At 56.7% G+C, this 13,505-nt stretch carries 10 protein-coding genes and 1 CRISPR repeat array (1 of these 11 cut by a window edge); of the genes, 5 read left to right on the top strand and 5 right to left on the bottom strand.

The features are described 5' to 3' along the window. Positions 1 to 2,722: a CRISPR direct-repeat array (repeat unit 33 nt; unit sequence GTCGCGCCCCGCTCGGGGCGTGCGGATAGAAAC); it reaches 1,573 nt to the left of the window's first position. 332 nt (positions 2,723 to 3,054) lie between these two features. From D467_RS0106845 to ydiJ, 3 genes are all read left to right on the top strand, one after another. Continuing rightward, on the top strand, positions 3,055 to 4,311 hold the full coding sequence (locus D467_RS0106845; RefSeq protein ID WP_018916764.1) for a dicarboxylate/amino acid:cation symporter: 1,257 nt from the start codon (positions 3,055 to 3,057) through the stop codon (positions 4,309 to 4,311). Between the two features lie 106 nt (positions 4,312 to 4,417). Next, a complete protein-coding gene (locus D467_RS0106840) occupies positions 4,418 to 4,999 on the top strand; it encodes a DUF4202 domain-containing protein (protein ID WP_018916763.1) in 582 nt (193 codons plus the stop codon). Positions 5,000 to 5,088: 89 nt separating this feature from the next. Continuing rightward, positions 5,089 to 8,220: a D-2-hydroxyglutarate dehydrogenase YdiJ gene (gene ydiJ / locus D467_RS0106835; RefSeq protein WP_018916762.1), complete on the top strand. Its 3,132-nt coding sequence runs from the start codon at positions 5,089 to 5,091 to the stop codon at positions 8,218 to 8,220. A 17-nt stretch (positions 8,221 to 8,237) separates the two neighbouring features. Here ydiJ and trpC read toward each other — a convergent pair whose 3' ends face one another. The 3 genes from trpC to D467_RS0106820 are packed head-to-tail and all read right to left on the bottom strand — an operon-like array spanning position 8,238 to position 10,697. Continuing rightward, positions 8,238 to 9,041 (bottom strand): indole-3-glycerol phosphate synthase TrpC, encoded by an 804-nt coding sequence (trpC, locus tag D467_RS0106830; protein ID WP_018916761.1) that lies wholly within the window; start codon positions 9,039 to 9,041, stop codon positions 8,238 to 8,240. A 9-nt stretch (positions 9,042 to 9,050) separates the two neighbouring features. Next, entirely contained in the window at positions 9,051 to 10,070 is a 1,020-nt protein-coding gene (trpD, locus tag D467_RS0106825) for an anthranilate phosphoribosyltransferase (RefSeq protein WP_018916760.1), read from the bottom strand. A gap of 36 nt (positions 10,071 to 10,106) precedes the next feature. Continuing rightward, on the bottom strand, positions 10,107 to 10,697 hold the full coding sequence (locus D467_RS0106820) for an anthranilate synthase component II (RefSeq protein WP_018916759.1): 591 nt from the start codon (positions 10,695 to 10,697) through the stop codon (positions 10,107 to 10,109). Between the two features lie 203 nt (positions 10,698 to 10,900). On the opposite strand from D467_RS0106820, the gene D467_RS0106815 reads away from it, so the two are divergent. Further along, the gene (locus D467_RS0106815; RefSeq protein ID WP_018916758.1) at positions 10,901 to 11,098 is read left to right on the top strand and encodes a hypothetical protein; all 198 of its coding nucleotides are present in this window, start codon (positions 10,901 to 10,903) and stop codon (positions 11,096 to 11,098) included. A 139-nt stretch (positions 11,099 to 11,237) separates the two neighbouring features. Here the strand turns inward: D467_RS0106815 and D467_RS19835 are convergent, their stop codons facing one another. Continuing rightward, positions 11,238 to 11,399, bottom strand: coding sequence for a hypothetical protein (locus D467_RS19835; RefSeq protein WP_018916757.1), 162 nt, complete (start codon positions 11,397 to 11,399; stop codon positions 11,238 to 11,240). A 329-nt stretch (positions 11,400 to 11,728) separates the two neighbouring features. On the opposite strand from D467_RS19835, the gene D467_RS0106805 reads away from it, so the two are divergent. Then, positions 11,729 to 12,697: a metal ABC transporter solute-binding protein, Zn/Mn family gene (locus D467_RS0106805; RefSeq protein ID WP_018916756.1), complete on the top strand. Its 969-nt coding sequence runs from the start codon at positions 11,729 to 11,731 to the stop codon at positions 12,695 to 12,697. 8 nt (positions 12,698 to 12,705) lie between these two features. Here D467_RS0106805 and D467_RS0106800 read toward each other — a convergent pair whose 3' ends face one another. After that, the gene (locus tag D467_RS0106800; RefSeq protein ID WP_026285643.1) at positions 12,706 to 13,401 is read right to left on the bottom strand and encodes a phosphoglycolate phosphatase; all 696 of its coding nucleotides are present in this window, start codon (positions 13,399 to 13,401) and stop codon (positions 12,706 to 12,708) included. Between the last annotated feature and the right edge of the window lie 104 nt (positions 13,402 to 13,505).

Genomic DNA, 13,505 nt, shown 5'->3' with positions numbered 1-13,505 from the left:
CTCGGGGCGTGCGGATAGAAACTCGCGCATTACCTGCGCCGTCACCTTTAGGCTCATGTCGCGCCCCGCTCGGGGCGTGCGGATAGAAACCTTGCTGATAATGCTTGCAGCAAGCCATACAGACGGACGTCGCGCCCCGCTCGGGGCGTGCGGATAGAAACACTGGCGCGACGATCCGCGCAAAGATGAAGCGTGTCGCGCCCCGCTCGGGGCGTGCGGATAGAAACACCATCACGTAGCCAGCTGCGGCATACCAACCGGTCGCGCCCCGCTCGGGGCGTGCGGATAGAAACCCTCCCAAGCGTTTTGACCATCTACTGAGGTTGGTGTCGCGCCCCGCTCGGGGCGTGCGGATAGAAACCACCTCGATACCGATAGCGCCCACGTCCTTAGCGTCGCGCCCCGCTCGGGGCGTGCGGATAGAAACTATCACTCGTGCCGACATGGTTGACCAAACAAGCCGGTCGCGCCCCGCTCGGGGCGTGCGGATAGAAACAAAGGCTTCAAGAACAAATGGGAACCTGTGGGCGAGGTCGCGCCCCGCTCGGGGCGTGCGGATAGAAACTTTTACGCCGTGGCCCAGATTGCAGACTGGCCCAGTCGCGCCCCGCTCGGGGCGTGCGGATAGAAACAAAAAGCGACTTGGGCGAGCCAATCTTGTCGACGTGTCGCGCCCCGCTCGGGGCGTGCGGATAGAAACTTTCCTAATGGGCTAGGCTACATAGTCGATGGCGTCGCGCCCCGCTCGGGGCGTGCGGATAGAAACTACCCGTTGGAGCGTTTGATGGGAGCAGATTGTTAAGTCGCGCCCCGCTCGGGGCGTGCGGATAGAAACACGTTGCAAGAGCAGCCGTACACCAGCTATCAAGGTCGCGCCCCGCTCGGGGCGTGCGGATAGAAACTGCGGTTATTGACCCGATCATCCATCCACACAAGTCGCGCCCCGCTCGGGGCGTGCGGATAGAAACTCTACCGCCAAAACACCTTCGGCATTACTTTCTTCGTCGCGCCCCGCTCGGGGCGTGCGGATAGAAACCAACATTTTAACGCCCCCCTCCCCCTCCCCATAGGTCGCGCCCCGCTCGGGGCGTGCGGATAGAAACTTTGGCATGCGAGTAACCCGGCGCGCCGATGATGTCGCGCCCCGCTCGGGGCGTGCGGATAGAAACAAAGATCAAAGTGCAGCGTTATATTGGTGTGGATCGTCGCGCCCCGCTCGGGGCGTGCGGATAGAAACAGCTGGCACTAGGCAAAACCAGCGAAGCCGCGGCGTCGCGCCCCGCTCGGGGCGTGCGGATAGAAACTCCTGGATCGGCTGAAACCACTGACGGCACGCTTTGTCGCGCCCCGCTCGGGGCGTGCGGATAGAAACAATCACAACAAGCCCGGCCAGAATGTCGAGCAGGTCGCGCCCCGCTCGGGGCGTGCGGATAGAAACAGTTTCGGTGGCGATTCTACGGACACGCCAAACGTAGTCGCGCCCCGCTCGGGGCGTGCGGATAGAAACATTTGAAGTCCAAAATACAAATGGCTGCTGACATGTCGCGCCCCGCTCGGGGCGTGCGGATAGAAACCTCGGTGATGCGCTCGCCAATAAGCTGGTTCATATGTCGCGCCCCGCTCGGGGCGTGCGGATAGAAACACCAATCATGCGTATGTCATGGCCCGATGCAAGAGTCGCGCCCCGCTCGGGGCGTGCGGATAGAAACATCAATACCCCACTCGGCAGCACCCGCCACGAACGTCGCGCCCCGCTCGGGGCGTGCGGATAGAAACAGGAGATGATAGCAACGTCAAACCCAACGGATCAGTCGCGCCCCGCTCGGGGCGTGCGGATAGAAACATAAAGATCCTCACCACCGACGTTATAGCGGGTAGTCGCGCCCCGCTCGGGGCGTGCGGATAGAAACTGTGCATGATGGTCAACAGCGGCAAGACGTCCTGCGTCGCGCCCCGCTCGGGGCGTGCGGATAGAAACTCCTCATCGGCTAATGCTGCGGCTGCTCGAGTAAGTCGCGCCCCGCTCGGGGCGTGCGGATAGAAACGTCGTCTGAATCTTGAGGACACAAGCACCCAGGCTCGTCGCGCCCCGCTCGGGGCGTGCGGATAGAAACAAAGCGCCACCACTCAGCAAGATTGGCTAGCGAACGTCGCGCCCCGCTCGGGGCGTGCGGATAGAAACTGACTACAAACTAGGCGAGCAGCAAGACGCCCTGGTCGCGCCCCGCTCGGGGCGTGCGGATAGAAACCCTACGACGTGCCCGGCGCTTATACCGTGCGCTTGTCGCGCCCCGCTCGGGGCGTGCGGATAGAAACCTATAACGAGTTGAAGAGCCAATGCAGTGAAAAGTCGCGCCCCGCTCGGGGCGTGCGGATAGAAACCTTGATTAGTTGCTGGCCTGAGCCATTTCGGCTAGGTCGCGCCCCGCTCGGGGCGTGCGGATAGAAACATTCATGTAATAGCCAGCCACACCACGAAACTCAGGTCGCGCCCCGCTAGGGGCGTGCGGATAGAAACTGCGGCGAGTACATATGCTCTGATGTTGTACGTGTCGCGCCCCGCTCGGGGCGTGCGGATAGAAACTCAACAGTGCCCAGATCGCTCAGCATGCGCGCCCAGGTCGCGCCCCGCTTGGGGCGTGCGGATAGAAACAAAGCGGACGAGCGTAAAGACCGTGTGCTGGCCGACGTCGCGCCCCGCTCGGGGCGTGCGGATAGAAACAGTATCGCGAACTGATCCGCGATGCCGATGGTCTGTCGCGCCCCGCCAGGGTGTGTGGATAGAAACCAAACCATGGCGCTCATGGTGGATGGGGTTGAAACGTCACGCCCCCATGGGGCGTGCGGGTAGGAAAAACCATTCGCAGGCTAAAGCCAGCTCCCACAATCCAAATTGCGCAACGAACGTGCATGAAGGAGAAATCCAATATCAATTACCAGTGAGCATCCTTGGTTACGACATCCCCGCCCCTCGCTCGAAAAGTGATAAAGTGCGCGCCGAATCGTAATCCAGCGTTTCTTTTTCGATCAACTTTAAAGCACAACATGGAGGATATGCCCGTGAGCACATCACAAGGCGCATTCGGATGGTGGCGAGGCATTGCCCTATGGAAAAAAATTCTCGCAGGTCTAGCACTAGGCATATTGGCTGGCGCGTTACTGGGTGAAAGTGCCAGTGTATTCAAGCCGCTGGGCGATATTTTCATCAATGCGATAATGATGTTGATCGTGCCTCTGGTGTTTTCCACACTGATCGTGGGCATTACCTCAATGCGCGATCCGCAGAAAATGGGCCGCATCGGTGCGCGGACTATTGGGCTTTATCTGCTCACTACGGCATTTGCGATCAGCATTGGCTTGTTACTCTCTACTCTGCTTCAGCCCGGCGCGGGCGTTAATATAAGTTTTGACGGCAGTGTCGATGCAAGCGAGGCGCCTACACTCGCCTCTATTTTGATTGATCTGGTTCCTCGCAATCCTATCGATGCACTGGCCAATGGCAATATTCTGCAGATTATCGTGTTTGCCATCGGCCTGGGTATTTCGCTCACCCTGATTGGTGAGAAAGGTGAGCCGCTGGTCGTTGTATTCGACAGTTTTGCCGAAGCGATGTACAAACTCACCGGTATTGTCATGGCGTTTGCGCCTTTTGGCGTCTTTGGCCTTATCGCCCATGTGTCCGGCCAGTACGGATTAGAAATCCTTCTGCCCCTCGCCAAGCTGATTGGCGTGGTGTACCTCGCCTGTGCGCTGCATGTTCTGGTGGTTTATTCAGGCTTTATCAGCCTGTTGGGACGGCTTAACCCGGCCCGCTATCTTCAAGGTAGCCTGGATGCCATGATGGTGGCATTCTCCTCAGCCTCATCAGCAGGCTCGCTGCCCGTATCGATTCGCTGTGCACAACAGAACCTGGGCGTTTCCGAAGGTGTCTCCGGCTTCGTGCTTCCCGTCGGTGCCACTATCAATATGGACGGCACGGCGCTTTATCAGGGCGTCGTCGTCCTGTTTATTGCCCAAATGTTAGGTATTGAGCTAAGCCTGGTCGACTACGGCATGATTGTGGCAACCGGCACCCTCGCCTCTATCGGCACGGCCGGCGTACCCGGCGCGGGCCTGATTATGCTATCGATTGTAATGGCGCAAATCGGCCTGCCGCTTGAAGCGATTGCCGTAGTAGCGGGTATCGATCGGATCCTTGATATGGCGCGCACCAGTGTGAACGTGGCGGGCGACATCATGGTCACGACCCTGGTAGGCAAAAGCGAGGGTGAATTGAACCTTGATATCTATAACGCCGATAATAAAGCGTAAACGGCGAAGTCAAGACCTAGACCACGGCCAAGGCCAAGACAAAGCAAGCCAAGAGCTTTTGCAACCTGCCCAGGCGGCAGAAGCTCACTAGCCCAAGGAACGCACAATGAATAATCGCCTTGAACAGGTAATAAACGCGTTGGATCAACTCCACAGCGAAGACCCGCAAGCGGTTAACGTTGATGGCGAGCCGGTGGCAGCCGAGCTGCTTTATGCACAGCGCATGAGCACATGGCTTACAACGCTTACCCAATCTCCTGGAGAATGCCTGCAAATCTCTGTGCGAGCCCAGCACTTGCAACGCTGGCAAGTAACGCGCGAAGAGTATCCTGAAGGCCGCGTGGGGTATTTAACCTGGCGACGTGACCAGGGTATACGTGCTGGCGAGACTACCGCACTGCTGATGAGTGAAGCAGGCTACTCTGCCGAAGATGCCGCGCGGGTTGCCACTATTATCAACAAGAAAGGGTTAGGCCGTGATTCGGATGTCCAGGCCCTTGAAGACTGTGCCTGCCTGGTATTTTTAGAGAACTACTTTGCCGACTTTTCACGCAAGGTCGAGCACGATCACATGCTGCGGATTATTCAAAAAACCTGGCGCAAAATGTCTCCGCAAGCACATGAACTAGCGCTTGGCCTGCCCATGTCGGCCAGCTCTGCCGCGCTAGTCAAAGAGGCCTTAAGCTAAGCATCTCTCTCGAGGGTGCAGCTAAACAAGCGCTGCGGTAAAGTAGCGCTCTTTCTTTTTATGCCCTGGCACTGACGGCTTGAACGATTATGATTGCATCCCTGGACTCTCGTACCGCCCCGTTTAAACGCTTAGGCACCCATTACCTGCGCTTTCTGGAAGCCCTGAAGACCCGCGGGTTCGACGGCGAGATTGCCCCTGATTACGCCCAGCGCACGGTACTGGCAACGGATAACTCGATTTACCAGCGCTTGCCCCAGGCGGTGGTCTTTCCCCGTCATGCTGAAGACCTGGAGCGTCTCGCCAAGCTGGCGGCCGAGATGCCTTACCGTGAAGTCGTACTCACCCCACGTGGCGGCGGCACCGGTACCAACGGCCAATCGCTGACCGACGGTATCGTGGTGGATGTGTCTCGGCATATGAATCAGGTGCTGGAAATTGATGTGGCGGCCCGCCGAGTGCGGGTACAGGCCGGGGTCGTGAAAGACCAGCTGAACGCCGCGCTAAAACCCCATGGCCTGTTCTTTGCCCCGGAGCTCTCCACCTCCAACCGCGCCACCCTCGGCGGCATGATCTCAACCGACGCCAGCGGCCAGGGCAGCTGCGCCTACGGTAAAACTCGCGATCACGTGCTGGAACTCGACACGGTGCTGCTCGGTGGCCAGCATCTGCATAGCCGCGCGCTGAGCGCCGAGGATGAGCAGCACGCCTGCCAGCAGGCGGGCATTGTCGGCCGCGTTCACCAGACGGCCGCAGCGATTATCGACCAGCAACGCGCGCTGATTGAGGCGACCTTTCCGCCGCTTAACCGCTGCCTGACCGGCTACGACCTGGCCCACCTGCGCGACGACGCCGGCCAGCTTAACCTCAATAGCCTGCTGTGCGGCTCGGAAGGCTCGCTGGGGTTTCTGAATGAAGCCGTTCTCAACGTGCTGCCCATCCCCAAGTACGCCACGCTGGTCAACGTGCGCTATCCAAGCTTTATGGAGGCCCTGCGCGACGCCAAGGCGCTGATGGCAGGCTCTTCAGATACCCAGCCGCAGGCGCTCCAACCCATCTCGATCGAGACCATCGACGATACGGTGCTGACGCTGGCCATGGAGGACTTTGTGTGGGAAAGCGTGGCTGAGTTCTTCCCCGCCACGCCAGAGGCACCGATTCGGGGTATCAACCTGATCGAGTTCAGCGGTGACGAACCCGAGAACGTGGCCGAGCAGGTGAAGGCCTTTACCCAGCATCTGGCCCAGGACACAACGGTCACCCGGCTGGGGTACACCTTGGCCGAAGGCCGCGCGCAGATCGGCGCCGTGTACGGGATGCGCAAGCGCTCGGTAGGCCTGTTAGGCAATGTCCAGGGTGAAAAACGTCCGCTGCCGTTTGTCGAAGATACCGCCGTACCGCCGGAGCATCTGGCCGAGTTTATCGGTGAGTTCCGCGCTGCGCTGGACGCCCGTGGGCTTTCTTACGGAATGTTCGGCCACGTCGATGCCGGGGTGCTGCATGTACGCCCCGCGTTGGATATGAAAGACCCGGCCCAGGAAGCGCTGATTCGGGAAATTTCCGATGAGGTGGCCGCCCTGACCCAGAAGTACGGTGGCCTTTTATGGGGCGAGCACGGTAAAGGCGTGCGCTCTGAGTACGCGCCTAAATTTTTTGGCGCACTCTACCCCAGCTTACAGCGGGTCAAAGCGGCGTTTGACCCGCATAACCAGCTCAACCCCGGCAAGATCGCTTCACCGGCAGAGGACAGCGCGCTGATCGCGAAAGACAGCGACCCGAACCTGCTAAGCATCGACGGCGTGCCGATGCGCGGCCAGCTGGACCGCACGATCGACGAGCGCGCCTGGCAGGCCTACGACGCGGCGGTGTACTGCAACGGCAACGGCGCCTGCTACAACTACAATGTTGACGACCCCATGTGTCCCTCGTGGAAGGCTACCCGTGATCGCCGCCATTCCCCCAAGGGGCGTGCCAGCCTGATCCGTGAATGGCTGCGCCTGCAGTCCCAGGCGGGCATTGACGTGGTGGAAGAGTCACGGAAGAAGAAAGCCGAGCGCACCTGGGGGGTTATCAAGCACTTCCCGAAACGCATGGCCAATACGCTCAGCCGCCAGCAGCATCACGACTACTCCCACCAGGTTTATGACGCCATGGCCGGGTGCCTGGCGTGCAAATCCTGCGCGGGCCAGTGCCCCATCAAGGTCAATGTACCGCAGTTTCGTTCGCAGTTTCTGGAGGTCTACCACGGGCGCTATTTACGTCCGCTGCGTGATTACGTGATCGGCGGCACGGAGTTCATGCTGCCCACGCTTGCCAAGGCGGCGCCGCTGTATAACGCGTTAATGGGCCAGCGCTGGATGGAAACACTGATGCGCCGCAGCGTGGGCATGAGCGATTCCCCACTGCTCTCCCGCGCCAGTGTGAAAAAGCAGTTACGGGCCTGGGGCGTGGCGGAAGCCACGCCGACGTCACTGGCCTTGCTCACCGAGCAGCAGCGCGCCCAGAGCGTGATTTTAGTCCAGGATGCCTTCACCACGCACTTTGAAGCCAAACTGGTCATGGACGTGGTTGAGCTCCTCTCACGCCTGAACCTGCGCGTGTTCGTGATGCCGTATAGTGCCAACGGCAAGCCACTGCATGTGCAAGGCTTTCTGGGCGCGTTTGAGCGTACCGCAGAAAAGCAGGCCAAGCGCCTACGCGCATTAAGCGAGTTTGAGGTGCCGATGGTGGGCATTGACCCGGCGATGACGCTGACCTACCGCCAGGAGTACGTGAAAGCGCTGGGCCCCGACGCCGTGCCTGACGTCTTAATGCTGCAGGAGTGGCTGGCCACAAGGGTAAATACCTTGGCACCCAATCATCTTGCCCTGAGCGACCCCGGCTTTACGCTGCTGTCTCACTGCACAGAGAAGACCAATGCGCCGGGCAGCCCGAAAGCATGGCAACAGGTGTTTGCCACGTTTGGGCTCACGCTTGAGCTAGCGGCGACGGGCTGCTGCGGGATGTCGGGCACCTATGGCCATGAAACCCGTAACGCAGAAACGTCCAAAACGATTTACGCCCAATCCTGGCAGCCGCAGGTGGAAGCCCCCGGGAACGCGGGCAGACTGCTGGCAACGGGCTATTCGTGCCGTAGTCAGGTTAAGCGCTTTTCCCATCAAGTGCTCCCCCACCCGCTGCAGGCCCTGCTGAACGTGCTACGCAGTGCCAACAGTCAGTAAGAGGAGCTAACGGCGGGTTAGAAAAACAGGTTTTTAAGCGCCTGGCCTGGGTCGGGCTGGCGCATAAAGGCCTCACCTACCAAAAAGCCATTAACGCGATGGTCGCGCATCAGTTGAACATCGTCTCGGGTATGGATACCCGATTCGGTGATCACGGTGACGTTCTTAGGGATCTGCGCCAGTAAATCCAGCGTGGTATTCAGGCTGGTATCGAAGGTATGTAGATTGCGATTGTTAATCCCCACCAGCGCTAAATCGAGCTTGAGTGCCCGGTTAAGCTCCTCGGCATCATGTACTTCTACGAGTACATCCATACCCAGCTGGTTGGCCTGTTGATGCAGGTCACGCAGCTGGGTATCATCAAGAGCCGCCACAATCAGCAAAATACAGTCGGCGCCAATCGCTCTAGCCTCGCTAACCTGATAGCCGTGGGTAATAAAATCTTTACGTATCACCGGCAGCTCGCATACATCCCGCGCAGCGATCAAATAGTCTTCGTGGCCTTGGAAAAAGTCAGCATCGGTCAGCACCGACAAGCAAGCCGCACCGCCCTGGGCATAGCTTTTGGCAATATCCGCAGGATGAAACTCTTCACGGATAACCCCTTTGGAGGGTGAGGCTTTTTTCACTTCCGCGATAATCGCCGGGTCGCCCGCTGCAATACGCTGATTAAGTGCGTTGATAAAGCCGCGCGGGGCGCTTTGCTTCTCGGCCAAGGCCAGCAAGTCAGCTTCAGAAACCGCCTGCTGACGCTCCGCGACTTCCTGATCTTTACGCGCCAGGATACGCGTTAAAATAGTCGGCGTTGTCTGTTGGTTCATGGCGATCAATTACCCTTTAAAAACGCTGGTGAAGTGAGAAAGCTCTCTGAGTTTCTCGAGCGGCAATTTAGACGCCTGCGCATCCTGGGCGATCATTACGCCCTCTTTCAAGTTATCGGCTACGCCGGCGCAGTAAAGCGCGGCGCCAGCATTGAGCGATACCATGTCGGCAGCTGCCCCCTCACCACTCAAGGCTGCCTTCACCAATCGCAGACTGTCTTCTGCATTGGCCGCCTTTAGCGTTGCCAGGCTTTGGCGTTCAATGCCTAATGTTTCTGGGGTGACCGTGTACTGGGTAATCTCACCGTCTTTAAGCTCAGCGACTTGGGTAGGTGCGGCCAGGGAGATTTCATCCAATCCATCATCAGAGTGAACGACCATGACATGGCGGCTGCCTAGCTTTTTAAGCACTTCGGCCATCAGCGGTACCAGCTCAGGGGAGTACACACCCACGACCTGATTAGGCGCACCCGCCGGATTGGTCAACGGCCCCAGAATATTAAATAGCGTGCGTACCCCCATTTCACGGCGCGGGCCGATGGCATAACGCATTGCTGGGTGATGGTTAGGCGCAAACATGAAGCCGACCCCCACCTGCTCGATACAGCGGGCCACCTGCTCGGGCTTAAGATCCAGGTAAATGCCTGCGATATCGAAAAGATCCGCACTGCCTGATGATGAGGAAACGCTGCGATTTCCGTGCTTCGCGACGTGGGCGCCTGCGGCCGCGGCTACAAAGCTTGAAGCGGTGGATACATTAAACAAATTAGCGCCGTCACCACCGGTACCGACGATATCCACCACGTTTTCAGCATTAAGCTGAACGCGCCGCATCAAATCGCGCATTACCTGGGCGGCCGCGCTAATCTCCTCAGCGCTTTCTCCCTTCATGGCAAGCCCGACCAGCAAACCGCCTACCTGAGCGTCAGTGGCAACGCCCGTCATTATTTGCCGCATCAAAGCATGCATTACATCAAAAGGGAGGTTCTCGCGGTGTATCACCGCATTAATTGCATCTCGCATTTGCATGAGCAGAGCAGCCTCTAAAGCGTGTGAAACAGGCAATCAGCCACGTTTTAAAAAATTAGCCAACAGCTCATGGCCTTGGCGAGTGAGTATTGATTCAGGGTGAAACTGCACCCCTTCTACATCCAGTGTGCGATGGCGCAGCCCCATGATCAAACCTGGCGTTACATCATCGTCTGCTGTCCAGGCGGTCACTTCAAGACAACTGGGAAGCGTTTCTTTTTCAACCACTAATGAGTGATAGCGGGTCACTTCGACCGGGTTATCCAGACCTTCAAATACGCCTTGGTTCAAATGTAAAACAGCAGACGTTTTACCATGCATCACCTTGGGAGCGCGAATCACCTGGCCACCATACACCTGACCGATGGCCTGATGCCCCAAGCAGACACCCAGGATAGGTAGCTTACCGGCGAAATAGCCAATAGCCGCCATTGAAATACCGGCCTCGTTTGGCGTGCAGGGGCCGGGAGATATAACCAAGTGCGTGGGCGAAAGCGCTTCAATTTGCTCGATGGTAATCGCATCGTTGCGATGGGTTACCACCTCAGCGCCCAATTCGCTTAGGTACTGAACAATGTTAAAGGTGAAGCTGTCATAATTATCGAGCATCAAGACTTTCTTAATCATAACCCACTGATTACCTTATCATTCACCCGAGACACTCACTTTATTACCCAGCCATTTAGACAGCCACACCACTACCCGCCGGTGTGCTTAGTCAAGGGATTGTATCGTTGGATGAAGGTAATCGCCATGACCGATACGCCGTTGCAAATTTTTGGCCGTACTGGTCTATGCTGAAGAAGATACTCGCTTAACAGGAGAACGCCATGGATAAGGCCGTCATTGATATAATTCGGGACAAGGAAAAAATACCTGACAGCGTGCCCGATAGCGAAATCGCCCGAGAGTATAAAGGGACGTATACCGCTGCCAGAGCCGCAGTGAGCCTGGATCACACCCCCATTGACCAACAGCTCGCCAATGCTATGGCAAAAATTTTCCCGTTCATGAGAAAGAAAAAGTAATTCTTCCCAAGCAGTCCTATTTAATACAGTAGTCTTTAAAACAGCAGTCTTTAAAACAGAAAGCCCACGGGCTTTCTGTTTTCACGTCGACTAGCGTCGGCGCCGAGTACTGTATCCTAAGCGCTTTAACCTAAGTACTTTAACCTAAAGAGTTTTCGTTAAGGCGTCTGGCTTCGTCTTCGGCCTCTTGGCGGGTGGAATAGGAAACCACGGAGGTTTCATCGGTTTGAGAGTCATCGGGTCGCGTATCAATCACGTGAAATTCACCGTTGCGCTCCCGCACTTTATAAAATTCGCTCATCGTCCTTCTCCTTGGGTGAAACAACTTCAAGGGTAGAACATTTTTACAACCTTACATTTTCCTAACCTCATATTCTCAGACGCTTTGTTATGCAATAGGCTCTTTGTGGTGGAAATAGGTGATCAGCGTTACTATTTTTAATTAGCACGACGTTTAATTAGCATGGTTTAGTTTGCATGCTTGTGAATTGAGCACCACGTGCCATGATCACAATATCTTTTCTAAGCATAAATAAGTTGCAAATCGACCAATTAGGCGCCTCCTTCTACAACTCTTATACTATTAATAACAATAGCTTATAACCAATTTTAAACGCTCAGGAACTAGCAATGGGCCGCGGCAGTCTTTATTATCTTGAGCCTTTAATCGAGTGGGAGCGTAAAATGCAAAAGCGAGTGACCTGGGTGCGCACGCTCGTATTAAGTATTTTTATGAGCGCATCACCGCTAGCAAGCGCCTCAACACTCAATGTCATCGCTTCTTTTCCAGTCCTTGAAGACCTGGTCAAGCGTATTGCAGGCGACGATATCCAAGTAAGCGTCATCGTGCCCACCGGCGCCGATGTCCATAACTGGGAGCTAACGCCGCCCAACGTTCTGGCCATCGAAAAAGCCGACATCATGTTTTATAACGGCTATGGGCTAGAGCCCTGGCTACGCCATGTCGTGGCCATGTCTGATGACTCGCTTGTCCTCAAGGCCGTTGCGGAAAACGCAGACGTCTTTCCGCTTGCCATCACCACGGGCCAGTATAAAGGGGCGGTCGATCCGCATATGTGGATGGACCCGCGAGGCGCTGCCGCCTATGTCGAAGTAATTGCCGAAACCCTGGCTGAGCATTACCCATCTAAAGCCGACGCGTTTTATGCCCGCGCCGAAAAAGCCTATGGCGCTTTGAAAACGCTTGATCAGATGATCGAGCAACGTTTGGACGGCGTTCCCAACACCAACCGCTCTCTGATTACTAGCGAGGCAGGCTTGGCCTACTTTGCGCGTGCCTACGATTTTGAATACGCCTCTATTTGGGGAATAAATAACGAAACCATGGGGAGCGCCGATGCCATGGCTCAAATGAGCGAACGTTTGAACGCGACCCGCCCCCCTGCGCTGTTTTACGAGAGCACCGTCGACTTCATCCATATGGATGCCCTGGCGCGAGAAACAGGCATTACGCTGGCAGGCCCGCTCTACGTTGATTCATTAAGCAACCAGGACAAACCGGCCTATAACTACCCCGCCATGATGCGTCATAACACCGAACTCATCCATGAAGCGCTAGGCGGCGCGCGCCCTGAGTAGCCACACCGCTACTGGGCATAGGCCTGCTCAGTTTCAGGTTCCAACAGCGCGAGTAGCGATGAAAGCACAACATCCGGCTGACTACGCTCGATCGGGTCACCATGGTTATAACCATACGGCAAGGCAAGCGTTGCAAAACCTGCGGCCTTGCCCGCTTCGATATCGTGGCGTGAATCACCCACCATTAGGCATTCACCGGGTGCCACATTACACGCGTCAGCGATATGTAAAAGCGGTAACGGTGAAGGCTTTTTCTCGGCCAGCGTATCTCCTCCGACCCACAGCGAAAACCATTCGCGCAAACCAAAGTGCTCAAGAATCGGCTTAATGAACTGCTCAGGTTTATTGGTAATCAGCGCAAACGTAAAGCCTGCATGATGAAGCGCTTCCAGCGCTTGTTTTACACCTGGATATAGCGTCGTTAATGCATTAGGCGCAGCGGCGTAATACTCCATAAACGCATCAAGAGCGCGTGCTTGAAGATCCTCCTCAGGCGGATGCCCCAGAGCCCAGGTAAGGGCGCGTTCAACCAGCACCGGCGCGCCATTGCCGACCCAATCGCGCACCCGTTCCTCGGTTGGTAACGGCAAATTAAGCTTACCCAGCGCCTGTTGCACCGCGACCGCAAGATCCGGTACGGAGTCGATCAGCGTTCCATCCAGATCAAATGCCACTAACCGTTTCCCATGTAATATAGCGTGCACGGCCCTACTCCCCAGAACGCGACTGATAAGAACGTTTTTGCCATAACGGCGATCACATTGTTAGCGTCATCGTATGACGTGTTTGCCTAGTATCTTACTGTTCC

The sequence above is a fragment of the Vreelandella zhanjiangensis DSM 21076 genome (assembly GCF_000377665.1).
Lineage (GTDB): Bacteria > Pseudomonadota > Gammaproteobacteria > Pseudomonadales > Halomonadaceae > Vreelandella > Vreelandella zhanjiangensis.
Note: the sequence above shows the minus strand (reverse complement) of the source record. Positions and strands in the feature narration are given on the sequence as shown.

Excerpts from the sequence above, each read along its gene's own strand:
- D467_RS0106805 (WP_018916756.1), top strand. The coding sequence starts at position 11,729 with ATGGGCCGCGGCAGTCTTTATTATCTTGAGCCTTTAATCGAGTGGGAG.
- D467_RS0106845 (WP_018916764.1), top strand. The coding sequence starts at position 3,055 with ATGCCCGTGAGCACATCACAAGGCGCATTCGGATGGTGGCGAGGCATT.
- ydiJ (WP_018916762.1), top strand. The coding sequence starts at position 5,089 with ATGATTGCATCCCTGGACTCTCGTACCGCCCCGTTTAAACGCTTAGGC.
- D467_RS0106815 (WP_018916758.1), top strand. The coding sequence starts at position 10,901 with ATGGATAAGGCCGTCATTGATATAATTCGGGACAAGGAAAAAATACCT.
- D467_RS0106820 (WP_018916759.1), bottom strand. The coding sequence starts at position 10,697 with ATGATTAAGAAAGTCTTGATGCTCGATAATTATGACAGCTTCACCTTT.
- trpD (WP_018916760.1), bottom strand. The coding sequence starts at position 10,070 with ATGCAAATGCGAGATGCAATTAATGCGGTGATACACCGCGAGAACCTC.
- trpC (WP_018916761.1), bottom strand. The coding sequence starts at position 9,041 with ATGAACCAACAGACAACGCCGACTATTTTAACGCGTATCCTGGCGCGT.
- D467_RS19835 (WP_018916757.1), bottom strand. The coding sequence starts at position 11,399 with ATGAGCGAATTTTATAAAGTGCGGGAGCGCAACGGTGAATTTCACGTG.
- D467_RS0106840 (WP_018916763.1), top strand. The coding sequence starts at position 4,418 with ATGAATAATCGCCTTGAACAGGTAATAAACGCGTTGGATCAACTCCAC.